Source organism: Paludibaculum fermentans (genome assembly GCF_051172195.1).
Classification (GTDB): domain Bacteria; phylum Acidobacteriota; class Terriglobia; order Bryobacterales; family Bryobacteraceae; genus Paludibaculum; species Paludibaculum fermentans_A.
Map to the genome: position 1 here is coordinate 780,334 of NZ_JBPJAQ010000001.1, position 17,792 is coordinate 798,125.

Consider the following 17,792-nt stretch of genomic DNA (forward strand, 5'->3'; position numbering starts at 1 on the left):
GGTGACGACGACCTTCTCAGGTCAGTTGACAGGTGTACGAAAATAGTGTACGATAGTAAGAATGCGTTGCGCCCTGTACGCCCGAGTCAGCACCACCGATCAGAACTGTGAGATGCAGTTGCGGGAGTTGCGGGAATACATCTCACGGCGTGACTGGAAGAGCGGCGGCGAGTATATCGACACCGGGTTCTCGGGCGCAAAGGCCAGCCGCCCGGCACTTGATCGCCTAATGACCGACGCCGCACAGCATAAGTTCGACGCCGTGGCGGTCTGGAAGATTGACCGCTTTGGCCGCTCCGTGCTCCACCTGAATCAGCAGTTGGCGGCGCTCACCAGCTACGGCGTGAGGTTCATCGCTACCAGCCAATCGCTCGACACGGATGAGAAGAACCCCACCAGTCGCCTGTTGCTTCAGATTCTCGCCAGCGTTGCCGAGTTCGAGCGGGAGATGATCAGGGAGCGCACGCTGTCCGGCATCAAGGCTGCTCAAGCTGCCGGGAAGATTGTGGGCAGACCGAAGCGGATCTTTCGGCGGGACGAGGTTGTGAGACTCCGGGATCAGGAAAGTCTGTCCTGGCGTGCGATCGGAAAGAAGCTCGGCATCCCGGCTATGACCGCCCTGGACTCGTATCGCCAAACTGCCCCTGCGACCTGTACGGAAACTGTCCCGGTGGAGAAAGCCGTTCAGCGAAGCAAACGCAAGAGAAAAACCATCGCCGCATAGGCGTACGGAACTGACGATTTTCCGGACAGACAACCTCCCGGATCTCCGACCGTTCCCGGAGGTCTATGTGCGTTAACGTGGTCTCAGCCTTCTTGCTGAGACCTGAAATCCAGCCGAGCTCTCTTGGATTTCGTATAGACACGCATCGAGGCGCTGGCTCGTCCAGGCCCGGACGTTGATTATGAGATATCGCTCACCAACCGTGTGGTATCGAAACGACTGTAAGCAGCCGCCGATCGTCTTCCACGCATCGAGATTCTGCTGTTGCTCTCCGTAGACCAAGACCTTAAGCGGCGCTTTTGCGTAAAGCAGCTTCTTGAAATCTTGGAGCACCAAATCGCTCAAACGACTCCATTCCGATTCCAGTGCCAGAGCAAGTTGAGAATCGGAGCCAATCCAGGTGTGATCCCACATGAATTCCCGACGTGGATCCAAGCGCAACCGTCCTTTGGCGCTGTGGCTGACGTCGAAACCAAGCGAACACCCCAACTAGCCTAAGGCCGCATACAGAGCGCACGTTAACTCCGCACGACTTCGTTGAAAGCCGCCCCGGTGAGCGGGAACGAGAGGACACACCTTTTCCTGGACCAACCACACGATAGTCTCGGGCGGGATGGGTACTTCGCCATAGAGCATTGCAAGCGGATTCTAACAAGACGATGCCCTTCTGCGTCTGCAGGCTCAAGCGATGCAGCTAGCAGGTAACGGCCTTGCAATGTCGAATCCACACGTGAACGGGTGCACCTCGTAGGGCTGGGCGTGCCAGTTTGCGATGGAGAAGTTGGTCCTGCTGTGGATGGACACCAGGCCAGCCCCGCTAGATGGTCCGGATAGCCGAATGCGTGGACGTTCTGACTAGCCCCATCTCCTGTAGCTCAGCCACAACAACACCGAGACACTCACGATTCCTCCGATGACCCATCGGACGATTCGACGATGGGCAGAAATCTGCGGCGCTGGATCAGAAGGACAATGGCTTTTTACGGCGATTTCGCTCAACACTCCCGATCCTCCACACCTCGGACAGTCCATCTGCCTCGGGGGCGGCCAATCTGGTCGGTTGTCGTTTGGATCGTAGTAAGGCTGACCTTCGCACTCGGGACAGCCCGCCTTCTGTTCCGGTTCGTCCATGGACTTGATCTTACAGGTTCTGGAATTGGGCCAGAGGATTCGCCGAGGAAGGGCACTTTACGTGGGCTTTTGAATCGACCACAGCCAAGGAGGATTTTCTGCCGGCTTTGGGGCCACGGTGGTGCGGCCACCGCCGCTCATTTGGCTACTATATTGCTTCAAACTGGAGCCGAGGTCTCGCTTGCTCCACGGCCAGATTGGTTCGGCGGACCACGCTTTCCAGTAGGGGTCTGTCTCGTGCGAGGACGAATCGTTCGCTGTTCGTGGCTACCTCAGCATTGAAATATCGCACCTCGTCACGCCGAGCTAGTCGGTAGCCGATCCCGTGGCCGGACTCATGGAAGCAAATCAACGATCTGCTGCTCAGAGGCACAGCCGTCGTAGCTCCTGCCGTCCGAATCCCATAGCCACTCAAATCACCATTCAAGCCAACGGGCGGAATAACCACGAACGGATGGTCGCAGGTGATGAACGAGCAGGCGTTTGGAATCGACAGGATAGTCCAATTTAGCGTCATCAGTGCTTCCGCAAGCTCCAGCGACAGTTCGAGCATCATCTTGATTATGTTCTGCCGAGGAATATCCACGTCGTATTGATCGTTCTGGATGACGTCGAAGGCACGTTTGGCAGTAGCGGCTTCAACAACTTCCCCAGTCGCTTTGAGCCATGCATCGGCAAAGGCCTCAGGAGTGGGATTCTGCTTCTTGGAAACCCAGCGTAACAGTTTATCGCCAAACTCCTTCTGCTCCTTGTCAAATGCTGGAGTGCGAGTCCTCATCAGGGCAACAAACAACGCCAGGATCCAACGATCCTCTCCTTCCCAGCGCATGTCCTTATCGTCGAGGCGTTCGATGATAGCTTTCGTGGGACCGTCGATCTTATCGGCCAGCATTCGTTCGACTTCATCGTTTTGGTGGCCCTCAGGCGTCATGGTCGTGTAAAGGTCCTTCTCCACCCCCGTCCGCTTTGTCGGAAGCTGGCGGTAAGCATCGTCCTTCCTGTCGTAGACCCAAGGACATCCGCTCTCGTCGGCAAATCCAAGTTGGTAAAACTGCGGCAAGTAATGATTCTGGCGAGCGATGCCCTGTCGATTCATGTCCGATGTCATCCCCACCTGAGTTTTAGCAGACTCTGGTGACCTAGCTGACTCATCGTGACACTGAGGGTCTGCGGAATGGTAGGCCGGTCCATAACAGCCTCGAGCTCGCAGACACACCCACGGTCAACTCCTTTCCGCCGCTGGCACTCCTTCAGCCCTCGATACCTACTTGCGAATGCTTACCCCCAATGCGGCTATATCCAATCCTCGAAGGTGCCTTTCGAGGGCCTCTTTGTTTGGGCGTTGGGCCGAGTTCTTTGGTTGGCGAAGAGGCTTTCCATGCCACTCTCTGTAGACTGTGTTAATAATCGACTCGTCCACAACCACCGTGAGAGTCACAGGGTCGATGCCTATCTTGCGTAGATCGAAGAGGGTGTGAAGATCACTCCGCAATAGGAGCCCATTCTGGATGTGGTTAGTGGCCTTGCCCTTGTAGCCTACGATGTGAGCGGCTTCGAGAGCATCCTCGCAGTCGCAGCTTGAGATTGCACAGCGGCCTCCGTAGGCGTTCAGTAGCTTCCTGCGAAACTCCAGTTGCCCACGGCGCAGGGTGACTGAGCGCACAGCTTTCTCTCGGCCATCCTGAACGCTCTGGGGATCGAACAACCCTTCCTCTTCGGCCTTCTGCGCATCGAGGGCCAGTTGATCTGCAAGCAGCCCTCCCGGGGTCCTTTTGAGTCTCTCCATCTCTTTAAGCGTAGTGACCTCGAAACCTAGCGCCCTCAATGGTCGGACGACCTGTGCAATCCCTCCACCAAAGGAGTTGGTGGTCAGCGGCTCAGCAGGGAACTGAATGGTGAATGCCCGACCGAAGATTGCCTTTGAATCGTATCGCCGCCCGTTGTGGAGTATGAGATGATTCAATGCCTTACCGAAGTTGTACTTACGGAGGAAGCCGTCTTGCCCCATGCGATCGTACTCGGCCAGTGCTTTCAGGACTGCTTTTCGATCTGAGAACTTTGCCAGTTTCGCCATGCAGCAATGATGCCAGTTCTTCGGCACTTGCGGAGAGTGCGATGGAGGAGCTGAGTGTCGGGCTGATCGGGCCAGGGCCAACTTGATCAAGCAGGTGGATTGACCGAACTGAACCAGTACACATGGAGCGAACGATCACTAGAACCTAGAGAGGCGTTACTCCAGTAACTGCTGGCCATGGGGATCTGTGGAGACCTCCCCCGGCGCACAACCGTGTCGTACCCGCAAGACTACACGCTCGTGTCTACATTCTTGCCGATACCAGTGCCGGCGCCTCCGATATGCGCCCCAAGCACCTCAAGCCGTCAATACAGCTATCTGGGCGGTCCACAAATGGGGCGTACCCGACCGGACGCAAGGCTTCTCCCAGATCTATGCTCCTCGGGGGACACTATGAATCCGGCCAACGAGGGACACCTCAAATCCGGCCAATGCGCTACTTCTATATTGGGTACTTCCGAACGTAGTGGCGAATCCCCGGCAGCAGCGGGCGGTGGGCGACGCCAATCTGACCTAAAGCGTTAAATCCCAGGGGTTTGGGGACAGCGTCCCGAAGGTCCGGACCTAGGCGTTCTCGGCACCACATCTCGCCACGCACTCTTCTCTGGACGGCCAACTTCGTTGGCCGCCCTTTTTGGTGTCCCTCATTGGCCGGATTGAGGTGTCCCTCAAGGCGTACCTCGCCACTCGCACGTTTGGAGCAATAACATCTATGCCTCCGCTACTATCCAAGACGACGACAACACAGATACTCGTCGTGCTTAGGGCGGTGGCGTGCGGGTCCGTACTAGGCCCTCGGGTCAGGGCGGGGATGCCGTTAATCACCGCCTCAACCAGACCTGTTCAGGGCGTCCAACTATGCGAGAAGAATTTGACCAGCTTGCATGACTCGCCCGATTGCAGCGTGAGGGTCTGACTTTCAGAAACGAGCCATCGGTACGCTTCTAGGCAACGAGTCCTTAGATTGCAGAATTGAACAACTATGTACTCTTCTCCGGCGACGTGCCCCGTGTACGAGTTTAGGGCATTCTCAATCATGTCGACACTAATCCGTCGAATCTCACCATTCCTTGCTATCAGCGGTGAATCCAGGAACAGTATCAACTTAATTGGTGCTTTTGCGTGCAGCAGCTTTCCGAAATCATATAAAACGTCGTAACCGTACATACTCGTTTCTGATTCCACGACGAGCGCCAGCGCACCACCACCGTCGAGCCAGACGAAGTCATACAAGTACTCTTGGGGATGCCCCGCATACTTGGAAATCAAGCCCCGCTGGGTGCCAAGTTCCGCAAGTACTCGCCATGCCTCAGCCTTCAGACGCTTCTTAGCTGCTTTTAAGTCACTCCTGTTTCTTGGTACGACATCAAACACCCTAAGCGATGTGAGAGCCTGGACCAGCACGTCAGACGTGATCGGAGATCGCCTTAACATTTCAATGGTCAGAGTGCGTGATCTCAACCCCACAAGTCAACCAGGACTCTTGGAAAAAGCGGTATGGACCGTCTGGCATGAACTCAACACCATGCGCTTAGAAACGGCCGTCTGGATTCACTGGTGGAGTTATTGGAGAGCACCGCCGACGCCTTGGCAGCGGAGTGGGACTTGCGATCTCATTCGGCGCTCGAAACCGAGTGGCCTGATGGCAATCCAACCATTCAGTGAGGACGCCGGGATCGGGGCGTGTCCGGCAACACCGTCAACGGGTGCGTGGTGATAGCCTTGCCGATGTATTCGGAAGTGCGACCTTGATACGATGAGCGGACTAAGTCATATGGAACAGCCACCTTCTGCATCCACTCCGACCGTCACCGATGACCAAGCCCAACACCTGGAGAAGCCCTCGGCCAAGTCTCCCGAGAGTCCAGTGATGTGGGGCCACGTGCGGCTCCAAGTCGCCGTTGCGATCCTGTCGTTTCTGGGGGCAACGGCTGGCGTGTTCGTCAGTGCCAGATTCGAGGAGGAGAAAGCTCGGCGGGACAATACATACGCCTTCAAGACTTCCATATTGGCTAAGCGCATCGAGCTAATCGAGCGCACCGCCAGAATTCTGAATAAGTCGGATGCGGCAGCCCATCTGGCGCAGTTGGCAGACCTAGATTTGAAGCTGGCAAAAGCAACCTCAGAGCTAGCAATGGTTGCGATGGCTAAGACAGGGAAACCCGGCTCAGTGAACCTAGACGAGCCGAACTATCTGGAGAAGTTCATTGCGACAAAACTTCAGCTAGGTGAGATAACGGTGGAGTTCGGAACGGTCATGGTTATGAATAAGCTGTACTTTGGCCTGAAGACGCAACAGGCTGTCGATGAGTTGACCCAGGACAACAAGGTGGCATGGTGGGGCGAAGAGGCCACTGCTCGGAAGAAACGTCTCTTGACGGTTCAGTTCGAGGAGTTGCCGTTGGGCTTGGAAGATCGCTTCCAGACACCCAAGCGATAGTCGGGTCGATGGTCGGTTGCTACCGTGCCTCCTGCGTTTGGCTGCCGGGTCATGTCCGAGAATCTTCAATCCGATTGCACGTCTTGATTCGGCCCCTTCCCTGACTACTACGCAGCCTCAGCAAATCGCTCAGAAGCCAACACAGCGCAAGGAATGGCATATCCTGACGGTGTGCTGACCAAACTTCCATCGGCGACCATCTTTGACAACATCATCCGCACAGCCGACCCCTTCGATCCGGTTGCTTTGGCAATGTCCTTCGGTTGACATGCTCCAGTCTCGATGGCCTCGGTGATCTCGGCTCTGGTCGTCCCCTGCTTGCGTCGGACTGGCTGCTTTGCTTGCCAATCCTGGACGTAAGCTGCCGTCTTCGACCTGGCCCTTCGAGTGGTCGTGGCGAACGTCTTCTTCGGCCTTAGCAAGTGCTTATTGCACCAAGCCTTGTAGAAGGTCATGACTTCCTCATCGGTTGCCCCAACATTCATCAGCCGTATTGCCAATTGGATCTCAAATCCGCTTTTCGTTGTGTCCTTCATGGTCTTCAGCGGCTGCTTGTTCCACACGGCAAGGTTTGCACCTTTCCGGAAGAACATATATCTGATGCGGTCTCTGACGGTACTCAATTGGCCTGTCACGTTTTGGTACTTCTCAATTAGTGGTTTATTTGAGTTTATGTGAGTGACTGATTCGATTTCGGCAATCCATTTTGTTCTGACCCACTCTGGAACAGGAGAGAGGATAGATTTGGATCCCGAAGGGTGCGAAGCACAAGATGGCAACTCATCAAGGTCAACGATGATCTCGTATCGACCATCCACCGTCGTTGAGTATGGCAGGACGACGTATCCATCGCCACCATAGCGAATGTCAACACCCGGTAGCCACTGGTTTCGTGTCGCAAAGGGAAGCTCATCTGGTGCAGCGAAGTAGTAGTGATGAGTGCCGCCAGACGGAGTTCTTACCGAAAAAGTCCTCGTAAGGCCACCGGCCTCGTCCATTGACGTTGGTCCATCCGATCCACCTTTCACGTCCACATCCACGACGAAGGCTCTTATAGGCACCAATGCCCAATTTGCGGTAGGGAACTGTTCAAGCCACTCCTCCGCAACCAGAATGTCATCGGTGTTCATGGTTGTCCAATCCCATTTATGCATTGGCTTCTTCGAGGTGCCTGCCAATGGAAACACCCCTCCAAACTGCATGAACTGGATCAAGGTCTCAAGGTTCATTTCCCCTTCCTGCCACGGCATGCGACGTGACGTGATTATCTATACGCAAAAACAGACGACGAAGCTGGGATTGTGTGCGGCCCGAACCGCTGGATCATTCATGCCGGTCGGTCGGCGCCCGGTCGGCCCCTTCTTGGACGGGGCGCCATTGCCGATGAGTCGCTCTGGCATCGTCGCATGAAACTCAGATTTGTCAACATCGAGTGAAGCGGGGCAGGTGTTGCAACATCGGCGGTATCACTGACCTGGTGTGGAGCTAAATAGACGTAGCTACTCAGCACCCGGAGGACCGCCCATGAAGAAGGACACATACCACTGCCTGACGCTCAGGATCGAGCCGCAATTGGATGAGGCATTGGCCGAAGCGTGTTGGGACCACCGGACCAGCAAAGCCGCCTGGATTAGGGCCGCCATCCGACATTCATTAGGAATCAAACAACCGCTGCCACGACGATTTCGACGGGAGGAAGCACAATGATGCCCCACGCACTGGAAACGGGTTCACGAAAGGTCCTTGAATGTTGGGCCATGCAGCACCTCCGCAATGAGGTCTGGGAAGCGATCCTGCACAACGATCCCGGCACATTGCCCGAGTCGATAATAGAGGAAATTGAGAATCACATCCTAGGTGATGCGAATGAACTCATCTCCCGGCTGAGCGAAGACCGCCTTGGAGACCGCAGCTTCATGAACATCGTGATTTGTGAATCCTTGAGCGACGTGAAGGACCGATTGAGGAAGGCGGCGGCAAGGCAGGGATGGCAGAATCACCGGAGGGGGCGATGACGATCGCACAGGCCAGAATCGTCAGACTTCTGGCGCACTCGACACTGCTGCCGAGCTACGTGGCCGATCCGATCCTGGCCGGCAATCCTCCGCCGCTGATAGAGATCGTCGATGCGCTTCTGATTCACGCCCTAGATTGTGAAGCGACCCTAGCTGATAATCTGCAGGACACGCTCAATCACCGCCGCATTGTGAGAAGCGTATGCACGGCGGCGTTCTTGGCGGGGCTAGCGATCGAATGCGACTGCGGATAGCCAAGGTCCCTGCCCTCAATCGTTCCAGGGTGAGTTCGTGGTAAATTCTGCGGGATGAAGGAAAAATACAAAGAGGATTTCAAGGCGAAGTTGAAAGCGGTAGAAGCGAAGATAAAGGATCTTACTAGGAAACGGCAGGAGAGCGAACGCTACAGGATGAGACGGCAGCTGATGAGGGTTCAGCTTGAAGCGTACGGATCGCACGCCCCGTCCCAGTCTCACCTTAGGGCCGTTATTCAAGCCATCGCTCAACACGATCGCCTCATTCGGGCATACACCGAGAGGATTTCGGAAGGCCAGCAGATCGTCAATCACCTCAAGGAGCTGATCAAGGTGGCGCCGAGGCGACCACGGACTCGATTGCCTGAATCGAGTATTGGTGCTTCGGGAGTTCGAGGTATGAGATCTACTGCGAATCCGGACGACCCACGTATGGCCTGGAACGACGGCTGCACCGCAGCAGAATCGACCGCAAGGGACAAATACGAGATGACGGAGATCCCAACTCGGTCACTGGAGATCATGGAGCGACGTTGGAGCGAGTTGTACCCGAACTTCCGCCTGACTCGCAAGAATGGCATTTACCACGTCGTGCCGACCTCTGTCAAGAGAAGTGTCAAGGAAATCTAGATACAGCTATCTTTGTTTAGTTACTTGCATTTACGGCGCCTTCAGGTAAGTGTAGGCTGATAGTGTGAGGTGACGAAAACGCTCGTAGCAAGCAGAAACAGAAGCGTATACCCGGCGCCGCACTTCGCAGACCGCCAACCCTAAACAACTCTCGTTCTCGATGGTTGGTGAACAGCCCAATCGAACAGGAGAACTGCGTCCGGGTGTGGGAAAGAAAGGAAGGAGCACGAACAATGACCGACGAACAACTAGATCGAATCTTCGCATCACTCCAAGATGCGAACTGCCCCTTCGAGATGAACGTGGTGTTGTCGCCACTCTCGGACGATGATCTCCAGGCAACTTATGCAAATCTCCTGGTGCAGTACGGCCAAGAACTCGCACTGGGGGCTCTGGAGCGATCGGAGTGGCCGTGCGGGAATCTCATTGTCAACGCAAACCAAGCGTCGATCTGCTTCGTGAACACGGTTCTGGATGCCGTAAGAAGCGAGATCAGATGCCGGAAGGCCGTATAGGGAGAGCAAATGAGAACCAACCTACTGACCACCAATGACTTGGTTGCGGCTCGTGGCTGGACTAGATCAGCGATCAAGAAATTCCTAGGGGAGCCTGACGAAACCGAGACGTGGCATTACCATGGAGTCGGTTCGGGCACGAGATTCTTGTATGCCCTCGAACGTGTTGCTGCCGCTGAATCGTCGCCAGAATTCATCGTTTGGCGAATGAATAAGGCTACCCAAAGAGAGAAAGCCGATGCACGGGTCGCAGCAGCAGTAAAAGCGAACGACCAAGCACGGTCAGAGCGGATCGCCCGCATTACCTCAACATACCAGAACTGGCGGGACGCACTCCCAATCGCTTGCGAGTACATGTTTGCGCTGAACCGTTATGCAAAACACAAGGAGTGTAGTTCATATCTACGAGACAAAATTTACGCTTCCAAAAGAGATCTAATTCGAGTGCTCTATGAGAACGGATATCTAACTGACTGTAACGAGCACGAGACGGAATTGGCGCCGAAGGAATGCTGGATGTGCGATGGAGTGGAAACCGAGCACGATTACCCGTGCTATCGCTGCAAGGGCTCGGGAGTTGTTGCTCCAGCAAAGAAGCTCATCTTCATCATGTTCAAATTTGCCATTGGAGGCAAGACATATTGCTGGCATCAGCCCAGGGACCTTGTCCGCTTTACATATTCAACGACTCGCTCCACAGAAACGTTCGAGTTGACTCACGAGGAGAAGGAAGTGTCGCTGCCTTTAACTGAATTGTCGATGGCGATGGAGTTGGTTCAGTGGACGCTCGTCCAGGCGCAGGCCGAGTGCACCATAGCAGCGTGAGCAGTCCGAGCGACCATCACATTTACGTCCATTCTGAGAAGGTCGTTCCAGTTCGTCCACACACCAGCGAAAAACCGTTGCAGGTCGTCGTTCTCAAGTACTGCGATTTCAAAGGCGAAGCAGCCTGACACATTGGCCCAGTTGTCCACATCTGGCCTTGCGGGTCGCTGACGCCCCGGTGCCGGGTGTCGCCAGTGCCGCCAACATCAACCCGTCGCTCTTTCCCACCATCGGCAGAGTGACCAACTCGATGCCCCTCAGTGGTGGCAGCAGAAGGAAGATAAAACAGAAAATGCTAGATGCTTATATGCAAGGCGAAGAGACAGCCGCAACGGATTACACGAATGGCTGGCTGAAAGAGGTCATGGATAACGCAACCCTGGTGGAGCCAGGGCTTTGCAAAGCGAATCTGTCTTGATGGATTTCACGATAGTTTCTATGATGTCTTCGAAGGCGTGGACGTGCCGTTCACAGCCGAGGACGACGCTGAGGACTTTCGTGGGGGATACATGTTTGCAGTCGGGCGCCACGTATCGGGCCGAATCGCCATGATGGAAGACGAAGCCCGCTTCACCGCCGAAGCAGTCACGTCACAGACACAGGGGCCTGAGTAACCTAGAGCCTCACGACAGAAGACTCAGAGCCGGATCAGCGCCTACCTGCTGAGAACATCTGCTCAGGTCCCATGTTTGTGAATGTGCCGCTGCCCCTCCCGGGCAGAGATCCACCGCCAATTGAGTGATCGACGGTTATACCAACAACAACTGGCCTCCTGGCGGGGGCGATCAAGCACCAATCAAGACAGCACACAGGAAAGCTGCGCTCGGACGCCACGAGATTGTAATCCGCTTGCCAAGACGGGTCGCTGACGCCCCGGTGCCGGGTGTCGCCAGTGCCGCCAACAATCAACCGAAGCCGTCCAGTGGGGTGGCTGAGAAAGTGGAGACGACAACGAAATGTTCAATGAACGAATGCTCAATGCTCTGCCCCCAGAACAGCGAGACGCATGGTTGAAACAACGGGCCGAGGCTCAAGCCAAGAATCTTCGTATTGCTATCGAAACCAAACGGTGGTTCGGATATTTGTTTGTGGCGTGCGGCAACGGCGAGCGCCCTGACGCCTTTCGGACTATTGCACCTTACCTCACCGATGAAGAGTACTGGAGCTTGCTCGGCGCAGTGTGGACCGAGTATGACGCTGTGATAGTGTTTGAGCCGACGCCATGGTACGTGTGGGAAGAGCTTTTCACGGCCAACCGCCCCAAGCGATCACACTTGATGTCCCGTTCTGAGCGTCGAACGCTGAGAGGACTTCCGAGATCAATAACCGTATATCGTGGTTGCCGTGCGGGGTTTGAGCTTGAGATGTCGTGGACACTCTCACCAGCTGTCGCCCGTGCATTTGCCCAACGGCAAACAATGCTGTTGAACGACGAAGCGTACGTAATCTCTGCGCAGGTCCGCCGGGCCGACGTGTACGCCTACTTCAACGGAAAGAAAGAGCGGGAAGTAGTTTGGCAACCGTCATTGGATACGGCCTACGAGATCGTAGAAACAATGACCGGACAATCCTCGGTCGCAGCTTAACAAGGCACTGCCAAGGTATTCCGATTTCGGATTCGGCGGAAAGCAAGGACCAGAATCCGATCCTGGCCGTCAGCGTCGTCCACATCGGCCGAGCCGCTGTGCTTTTCAGTGGCACAACCAGCCCGCCGAGCCGCATCGGTCGGTGGCGCTTGAAAATTCAAATTTGAAAGGAGATGCATATGAGCCGGAACACCATATTTGCTCGTCCCTGCGAACGACGTGAATGAAGAATGAAGTTTTTGAAGTGAACAAGAATGGCGCTTTCAACCCGGCAGTAGCCTGTGGACTCCCGGAGTCCCAGACGCTCGTAAAGAGACCAGATCTGCTCCAGAAGCGATCACGAACACACCGGACGCCTGTAAAACAGCAGCTTTCGAAAGCATTTGAGCGGTTCATTGCGGATCGTCAACGTGCGAGCGACAAGAAGCCTCTTCGCCCGAAAACAGTGCGGTCCTACCGACAGTGCTATGAAGTGTTCAAACCCGCACTGCTTCAGACCGCTTACGAAGAAGACCTGATCGAAGAGTTCCGAACAATCATTGACCAACGCCTTAGCTTGGGCAAGGTCAACCGCTCCGGGATGAACGTGTACATCCGAGGATTCAACTCGTTTCTCTCATGGTGTAACGAGTTTGGGTTCCTGGATAATACCCTCAAGATCGAAAAACTCTCGGTAGAGAAGCGGAAACCGTTTCCTACGCTAGATGTTGACGACATTCTGAAGTGGCAAGAGTTCGACGCTGCTGCACCTTCACAACTCCGTGCGAAACACATCGGGCTGCTGATCCTCGACACCGGAATGAGAATAGAGGAATGCCTGATGCTAAAGGAGTCGGACATCGAGTGGGCAGGCAACCGTCTTTGGATTGGAAAGGGCAAGGGAGGTGCTAATCGGGAGGTTCCTCTTTCCGCTGAGGGCAGGAAGACTCTGCGTTACTTCTTGGCTCTGACCAGTGATGTCCGCTCGTCGGGTAAGCATTCACTTGCGCCACTGTTTACTACCAAGCATGGTGGACACGTCAGTTATCGCAACGTCCTTCGTGACCTGAAGGCCGTCGCAAAGCGTTTAGGTTTTGCGTGGGTGGGCTGGCACTCCTTCAGACGCACGTTTGCCACGCTATATCTCCGAAACGGCGGGTTGTTGTCCGATCTTCAGCAGATTCTCGGGCACACTGATGTTCGCACCACTATTCGCTACGTTGGCATCAAGATCGAAGAAATCGTTGCCATCCACGATCAACACTCGCCGCTTGCGCAGTCGGGCCGACGCCCTGGCAAACGCCGTCCGAAGGACCTCAAACGGGTGGGTATGACCTCACCGAGACGCTTTCGCAAGGGGTGAAAGCGTGTTGTGCGCCATCACGAAGTCCGATGCTTGAGCGTGAACGTACAGCATTGTTGTGGTGACGGCAGCATGTCCCATGATTCGCTGGAGGTCGGCTACGTTCCCGCCGTTCCTAATGAACAGTGATCCGAAGCAGTGCCGCAGCAGGTGCCAGTGCAAATCGAGCCTCAGCTTGCGGCCCATGTGCTTCAAATCCCGGTCGGCGTTTCGTTGCGTCATGGCTGTCCCATTGACGGTCGTGAAGACGAATCGCCGATTCGGGTCTCCTCCGCCGGCAATGTATCGGTAGAGTACCTTCCGACCGACACCTGAGATCGGCACCTTCCTCTGCTTGTTCCCCTTCCCTTTCTGGACTGTAATGAGGAAGTTGTCCAGATCCACATCCGCAACTTGCAGCTGGAGGCATTCGTTCAGCCGTAAGCCTGTATCAAGCACGAGCATCGCCATCGCATGTACCCGGCGTTCCTTGCGCCATTTGGGTCTGAACTGAACGATGTGCTGTACTTGCGTCTCGTTGAGGGTAGGGATCACTTTGGTTGGCGTCTTCAGGAGTGGGACACCCTTGATCGGCGGCACGAAGTGTTCTTCGATACTGCCCCACCGCAAGAAAGCGTTCATCGTCCGAAGGTAGACGTTGATGCTTGACGGCTGGAGTTTCCCGGCGCTCATCATTTCAACCACGCCAGCCTTCACCGCTTGCCTAACTTGGTCAGCAGCAGTCACAGGATCGAGCAGGGCTTTGAAGGCATTCCACGCCTGTCCGTAGGACCGGAGTGTTTTTGGGGAGCAATTCTTGAGGAAGCGACGTTCCTGGAGGAAAGTTTGGTACAGAGCTTTCAGCACGACGATTTCCGCAATCAGCGGCTCTACGAGCTTCAGATTGGATTTCTAAGTGCTTTAGAATGAAATAGATGGAGCCACCCGCCAGGATCGAACTGGCGACCTGCTGATTACGAATCAGCCGCTCTACCAACTGAGCTAGGGTGGCCCGCTTTCTTCAATAGTGTACCATCTTCCCCCCTACGCGCCAATATCGCCCAACCGCCTTCTGACTCGTTATTCTTACACTTGTAGCAAATACCAGTCACAGAGGTTTCAGATATTTATCTCCTTTGTTTCCATCATCGACAAGGGAAGAAACGGCGAATTTCCATTGACCGCACCCTCTATCGTGGAATCGGGCCGGCTTCCATGCCGGCTCTTTCTATTTCCAGGAGATTCCTTATGGCTTCCGCTGCCCAGATCCGCGCCAATCAGACGAACGCCCTGCAGTCCACCGGACCCGCCTCCCCCACCGGGAAGGCCCGCTCCGCCCAGAACAACCTCCGCCACGGATTCCGCTCCCAGTCCGTGCTCCTCCCCGGCGACGACCCCGCCGAGTACCAGGCCCTCCACGACGAACTCGTCGACCACCTCGGCCCCGACGACCTCACCGAACTCCGCTACGTCCGCGAAATGGCCGACTCCGAATGGCGCCTTCGCCGCGCCCGCCTCTTCCAGGAGCACCTGCTCACCGCCAAGATCGACCTTCTTCGAGCCGCCCACCCCGAGGCCGGCGTCATCGATCTCCAGGTACGCGCCCACGATATGCTCCTCCGCGAATCCCGCCTCTTCGCCCAACTCCTCCAGTTCGAGTCCCGCTTCCAGGCCCAATACGAACGCGCCTATCGCGGCTGGTCCAGCTACCAGCACGATCGCGACAGGAAAGATCGCCACCGCGCCGTCACCGAGCTCCCTAGCTTGTTTCGCGCGGCCCTTCCAACGGCCAGCCCCGTCCGCCCCGAAACCACAAAATTGACGGACGAACCCAATTCAGCCACTCCGGCCACCCCTCGCAGCGCCCCCTGCCCCTGCGGCTCAGGGCTTAAGTACAAACGCTGCTGCGGCCAGACAGCCCCGCCCCATCTTGGAGTCGCGGCGCCCCCCACGCAGGCCCCCCCGCGCGATAGGATACCCGCAGCCCTCTGCGCACCTTTAGGAAAGTAGGTCATCCATGCGCGTTCATCCCGGAATCCGGCTGCTCGTCCTTACCCTCATCACCCTTGCCGCCCAGGCCGCCACGTTCAATATCAAGGACTTCGGCGCCATCGGCGACGGCAAGACCCTCGACAGCCCAGCTATCAATAAAGCCATCGAAGCCGCAGCCGCGGCCGGAGGAGGCACCGTCGTCTTCCCGGCCGGCACTTACCTTTCCGGCTCCATCCGCCTAAAAAGCCACATCACCCTCCAACTCGACAGCGGCTCAGTGATCGAAGCCTCCAGCGAGGGACCCGCCTTCGATGCGCCCGAACCCAATGAATCCAACAAATTCCAGGACTTCGGCCACAGTCACTGGCACAACTCGCTGATCTGGGGCGAGTCGCTGGAAGACATCGCCATCACCGGCTCCGGCCTGCTTCACGGCAAAGGCCTGACTCGCGGCGAACGCCAGCAGGGCGGCAACAAGACCATCGCCCTCAAGCTGTGCCGCAACGTCACCCTGCGCGACTTCGCCATCCTGAACGGCGGCCACTTCGGGGTGCTCGCCACCGGGGTTGAGAACCTGACCATCGACAACCTCAGGATCGATACCAATCGCGACGGCCTCGACATCGACTCGTGCCGCAACGTCCGTATCTCGAACTGCAGTGTCAACGCCCCCAACGACGACGCCATCGTCCTGAAGACCTCGCATGCCCTCGGCTATGCCAAGCCCACGGAGAACGTCACGATCACGAACTGCCTGGTCGCCGGCTACGACATTGGTTCGCTGCTCGACGGCACCAACAAGCGCACCCTCACCCGGGCGCCCGACCGCGATGGTCCCACCGGCCGTATCAAACTCGGCACGGAGTCGGAGGGCGATTTCCGCAACATCACCATCTCGAACATCGTTTTCGACCGCTCCCGCGGCCTCGCCCTGGAATCCGTCGACGGCAGCCGCATTGAGGATGTCGCGGTCTCCAACCTCACCATGCGCGACGTCTCCAATGCGCCCATCTTCCTGCGCCTGGGCGCTCGCATGCGCGCTCCCGAAGGTACCCCTGTCGGAGCCATCCGCCGCGTCAGCATCACCAACGTCGTTGTCTCCGATGCCGATCCCCGCTATGGCTCCATCCTCAGCGGCATCCCGGGTCACGAGATCGAAGACGTGAAGCTCAGCCACATCACCATCCAATACCGTGGCGGCCTGAGCCTCGACGATACGGCTAAACAGCCCGCCAACCTGGTCAACACCTTCTTCTACCGAGCCCAGGGCGGCATCCCGCCACGGGAACCCTACGCCACGCCGGAAAGAGAGAAGGAATACCCTGAGCCCTCGATGTTCGGCCTGCTGCCCGCCTATGGCTTCTTCATCCGCCACGCCAAGGGCATCGAGATGGACCACATCAAGCTGACCTTCGCCAAAGACGATACACGGCCCGCGCTGGTGCTGGAAGATGTCAAAGGCATAGAGCTCGACCACGTCCAGGCGCAGAAAGCCGCCGGCGCGCTCAGCATGCGAATGAAAGATGTCCAGGGTTTCGTGGTGCGCGACTCGTCCGTGGCGCCGGATGGACGGATCGACCAGATCGAACCCAGGGAGTGGAAGTAAGCCGGATCAAACGCGCCGGACGGGCGGCTAGGCCAGGATCTCAAACACGGCTTCGACCTCGACAGCAGCGCCCACCGGCAACGAAACGAACCCGAGCGCCGAGCGGGCGTGGTACCCGTTGCCCACCTTGCCGAATACCTCGTGGAAGAGGTCGGACGCTCCGTTGATGACCAGGTGCTGCTCAATGAAGTCGGGGTGCGAGTTCACGCAGCCCAGCACTTTGATGACGCGCAGCCCGTCCAGCGTCCCGTGCGCATTCCAGACGGAGTTCAGGATCTTCGCCGCGCAGTCCCGTGCGGCGGCATAGCCTTCCTGGGTAGAAATACCGGCGCCCAGCTTACCCTTCGCCGTGCTGACGTGTCCGGAGCTGATGAGCTGGTTGCCTGAACGGATGCATAGGTTCAGGTAGCCGGGCTCCTGTCTGGTGAACTCGATGCCAAGGGATTCTGCGGTCTGTTGGGGAGTCATGCGGGGGTCTTCCGCTATTATCGCCGAATCCCGTTCAGCCGCTATCCCAGGGCCGGCTGTTTGCTATGCACGGGCCTCGTGGGCTAGAATTTTGCGAACCCGTAACACAACTGCAGTAGTACAGTATGCCTCTCGTCCAAAACTTTCCCTTGGGGCCGATTTCACTTCAGGACCACACAGCCGAAGGCCGGAGGCATGGTGGTGAAGGGTG

General features: G+C 56.6%; 18 protein-coding genes and 1 tRNA gene. 12 read left to right on the forward strand and 7 right to left on the reverse strand.

Annotation, left to right across the window (positions count from 1 at the left end; genetic code table 11):
* Positions 1-61: 61 nt before the first annotated feature.
* Positions 62-724 (forward strand): recombinase family protein, encoded by a 663-nt coding sequence (locus ACR9Y2_RS03280; RefSeq protein WP_435039619.1) that lies wholly within the window; start codon positions 62-64, stop codon positions 722-724.
* Between the two features lie 1,279 nt (positions 725-2,003).
* Here ACR9Y2_RS03280 and ACR9Y2_RS03285 read toward each other — a convergent pair.
* From ACR9Y2_RS03285 to ACR9Y2_RS03295, 3 genes are all read right to left on the reverse strand, one after another.
* Complete coding sequence (locus ACR9Y2_RS03285) at positions 2,004-2,951, reverse strand: DUF4238 domain-containing protein (RefSeq protein ID WP_435039620.1); 948 nt, start codon at positions 2,949-2,951, stop codon at positions 2,004-2,006.
* A 168-nt stretch (positions 2,952-3,119) separates the two neighbouring features.
* Entirely contained in the window at positions 3,120-3,929 is an 810-nt protein-coding gene (locus ACR9Y2_RS03290; RefSeq protein WP_435039621.1) for an HNH endonuclease, read from the reverse strand.
* 843 nt (positions 3,930-4,772) lie between these two features.
* Positions 4,773-5,303: a hypothetical protein gene (locus ACR9Y2_RS03295; protein ID WP_435039622.1), complete on the reverse strand. Its 531-nt coding sequence runs from the start codon at positions 5,301-5,303 to the stop codon at positions 4,773-4,775.
* Between the two features lie 400 nt (positions 5,304-5,703).
* Between ACR9Y2_RS03295 and ACR9Y2_RS03300 the strand changes: the two genes are divergently transcribed.
* Positions 5,704-6,369 carry a hypothetical protein gene (locus tag ACR9Y2_RS03300; protein ID WP_435039623.1) on the forward strand — a complete coding sequence of 222 codons (666 nt, stop codon included), beginning with the start codon at positions 5,704-5,706 and terminating at the stop codon, positions 6,367-6,369.
* A gap of 107 nt (positions 6,370-6,476) precedes the next feature.
* Here the strand turns inward: ACR9Y2_RS03300 and ACR9Y2_RS03305 are convergent, their stop codons facing one another.
* Complete coding sequence (locus tag ACR9Y2_RS03305; RefSeq protein WP_435039624.1) at positions 6,477-7,598, reverse strand: bifunctional DNA primase/polymerase; 1,122 nt, start codon at positions 7,596-7,598, stop codon at positions 6,477-6,479.
* 528 nt (positions 7,599-8,126) lie between these two features.
* On the opposite strand from ACR9Y2_RS03305, the gene ACR9Y2_RS03310 reads away from it, so the two are divergent.
* From ACR9Y2_RS03310 to ACR9Y2_RS03345, 8 genes are all read left to right on the forward strand, one after another.
* The gene (locus ACR9Y2_RS03310) at positions 8,127-8,384 is read left to right on the forward strand and encodes a hypothetical protein (protein WP_435039625.1); all 258 of its coding nucleotides are present in this window, start codon (positions 8,127-8,129) and stop codon (positions 8,382-8,384) included.
* Complete coding sequence (locus tag ACR9Y2_RS03315; RefSeq protein WP_435039626.1) at positions 8,381-8,638, forward strand: hypothetical protein; 258 nt, start codon at positions 8,381-8,383, stop codon at positions 8,636-8,638. Before ACR9Y2_RS03310 ends, ACR9Y2_RS03315 begins: the two co-directional genes overlap by 4 nt.
* A 54-nt stretch (positions 8,639-8,692) precedes the next feature.
* Positions 8,693-9,268 carry a hypothetical protein gene (locus ACR9Y2_RS03320; protein ID WP_435039627.1) on the forward strand — a complete coding sequence of 192 codons (576 nt, stop codon included), beginning with the start codon at positions 8,693-8,695 and terminating at the stop codon, positions 9,266-9,268.
* 233 nt (positions 9,269-9,501) lie between these two features.
* Entirely contained in the window at positions 9,502-9,783 is a 282-nt protein-coding gene (locus ACR9Y2_RS03325) for a hypothetical protein (RefSeq protein WP_435039628.1), read from the forward strand.
* Positions 9,784-9,792: 9 nt separating this feature from the next.
* Entirely contained in the window at positions 9,793-10,608 is an 816-nt protein-coding gene (locus tag ACR9Y2_RS03330; RefSeq protein ID WP_435039629.1) for a hypothetical protein, read from the forward strand.
* 157 nt (positions 10,609-10,765) lie between these two features.
* The gene (locus tag ACR9Y2_RS03335; protein ID WP_435039630.1) at positions 10,766-11,026 is read left to right on the forward strand and encodes a hypothetical protein; all 261 of its coding nucleotides are present in this window, start codon (positions 10,766-10,768) and stop codon (positions 11,024-11,026) included.
* 538 nt (positions 11,027-11,564) lie between these two features.
* A complete protein-coding gene (locus tag ACR9Y2_RS03340; RefSeq protein WP_435039631.1) occupies positions 11,565-12,194 on the forward strand; it encodes a hypothetical protein in 630 nt (209 codons plus the stop codon).
* Between the two features lie 223 nt (positions 12,195-12,417).
* On the forward strand, positions 12,418-13,536 hold the full coding sequence (locus tag ACR9Y2_RS03345) for a tyrosine-type recombinase/integrase (RefSeq protein WP_435039632.1): 1,119 nt from the start codon (positions 12,418-12,420) through the stop codon (positions 13,534-13,536).
* On the opposite strand, the gene ACR9Y2_RS03350 is transcribed toward ACR9Y2_RS03345, so the two are convergent.
* Positions 13,510-14,382 (reverse strand): tyrosine-type recombinase/integrase, encoded by an 873-nt coding sequence (locus tag ACR9Y2_RS03350; RefSeq protein ID WP_435039633.1) that lies wholly within the window; start codon positions 14,380-14,382, stop codon positions 13,510-13,512. The two genes, ACR9Y2_RS03345 and ACR9Y2_RS03350, sit on opposite strands and share 27 nt — an antisense overlap.
* 69 nt (positions 14,383-14,451) lie before the next feature.
* A tRNA-Thr gene (locus ACR9Y2_RS03355) sits at positions 14,452-14,527 on the reverse strand.
* Between the two features lie 236 nt (positions 14,528-14,763).
* Here ACR9Y2_RS03355 and ACR9Y2_RS03360 point away from each other — a divergent pair.
* On the forward strand, positions 14,764-15,525 hold the full coding sequence (locus ACR9Y2_RS03360) for an SEC-C metal-binding domain-containing protein (RefSeq protein ID WP_435039634.1): 762 nt from the start codon (positions 14,764-14,766) through the stop codon (positions 15,523-15,525).
* 7 nt (positions 15,526-15,532) lie between these two features.
* A complete protein-coding gene (locus ACR9Y2_RS03365; RefSeq protein ID WP_435039635.1) occupies positions 15,533-17,113 on the forward strand; it encodes a rhamnogalacturonidase in 1,581 nt (526 codons plus the stop codon).
* 27 nt (positions 17,114-17,140) lie between these two features.
* Here ACR9Y2_RS03365 and ACR9Y2_RS03370 read toward each other — a convergent pair whose 3' ends face one another.
* Positions 17,141-17,581 (reverse strand): RidA family protein, encoded by a 441-nt coding sequence (locus ACR9Y2_RS03370; RefSeq protein ID WP_435039637.1) that lies wholly within the window; start codon positions 17,579-17,581, stop codon positions 17,141-17,143.
* Positions 17,582-17,792: the final 211 nt, after the last annotated feature.

Coding starts and splice junctions, on each gene's coding strand:
- ACR9Y2_RS03280 (WP_435039619.1), top strand. CDS start 62: ATGCGTTGCGCCCTGTACGCCCGAGTCAGCACCACCGATCAGAACTGT.
- ACR9Y2_RS03285 (WP_435039620.1), bottom strand. CDS start 2,951: ATGAATCGACAGGGCATCGCTCGCCAGAATCATTACTTGCCGCAGTTT.
- ACR9Y2_RS03290 (WP_435039621.1), bottom strand. CDS start 3,929: ATGGCGAAACTGGCAAAGTTCTCAGATCGAAAAGCAGTCCTGAAAGCA.
- ACR9Y2_RS03300 (WP_435039623.1), top strand. CDS start 5,704: ATGGAACAGCCACCTTCTGCATCCACTCCGACCGTCACCGATGACCAA.
- ACR9Y2_RS03305 (WP_435039624.1), bottom strand. CDS start 7,598: ATGAACCTTGAGACCTTGATCCAGTTCATGCAGTTTGGAGGGGTGTTT.
- ACR9Y2_RS03310 (WP_435039625.1), top strand. CDS start 8,127: ATGCAGCACCTCCGCAATGAGGTCTGGGAAGCGATCCTGCACAACGAT.
- ACR9Y2_RS03315 (WP_435039626.1), top strand. CDS start 8,381: ATGACGATCGCACAGGCCAGAATCGTCAGACTTCTGGCGCACTCGACA.
- ACR9Y2_RS03320 (WP_435039627.1), top strand. CDS start 8,693: ATGAAGGAAAAATACAAAGAGGATTTCAAGGCGAAGTTGAAAGCGGTA.
- ACR9Y2_RS03325 (WP_435039628.1), top strand. CDS start 9,502: ATGACCGACGAACAACTAGATCGAATCTTCGCATCACTCCAAGATGCG.
- ACR9Y2_RS03330 (WP_435039629.1), top strand. CDS start 9,793: ATGAGAACCAACCTACTGACCACCAATGACTTGGTTGCGGCTCGTGGC.
- ACR9Y2_RS03340 (WP_435039631.1), top strand. CDS start 11,565: ATGTTCAATGAACGAATGCTCAATGCTCTGCCCCCAGAACAGCGAGAC.
- ACR9Y2_RS03345 (WP_435039632.1), top strand. CDS start 12,418: ATGAAGAATGAAGTTTTTGAAGTGAACAAGAATGGCGCTTTCAACCCG.
- ACR9Y2_RS03360 (WP_435039634.1), top strand. CDS start 14,764: ATGGCTTCCGCTGCCCAGATCCGCGCCAATCAGACGAACGCCCTGCAG.
- ACR9Y2_RS03365 (WP_435039635.1), top strand. CDS start 15,533: ATGCGCGTTCATCCCGGAATCCGGCTGCTCGTCCTTACCCTCATCACC.
- ACR9Y2_RS03370 (WP_435039637.1), bottom strand. CDS start 17,581: ATGACTCCCCAACAGACCGCAGAATCCCTTGGCATCGAGTTCACCAGA.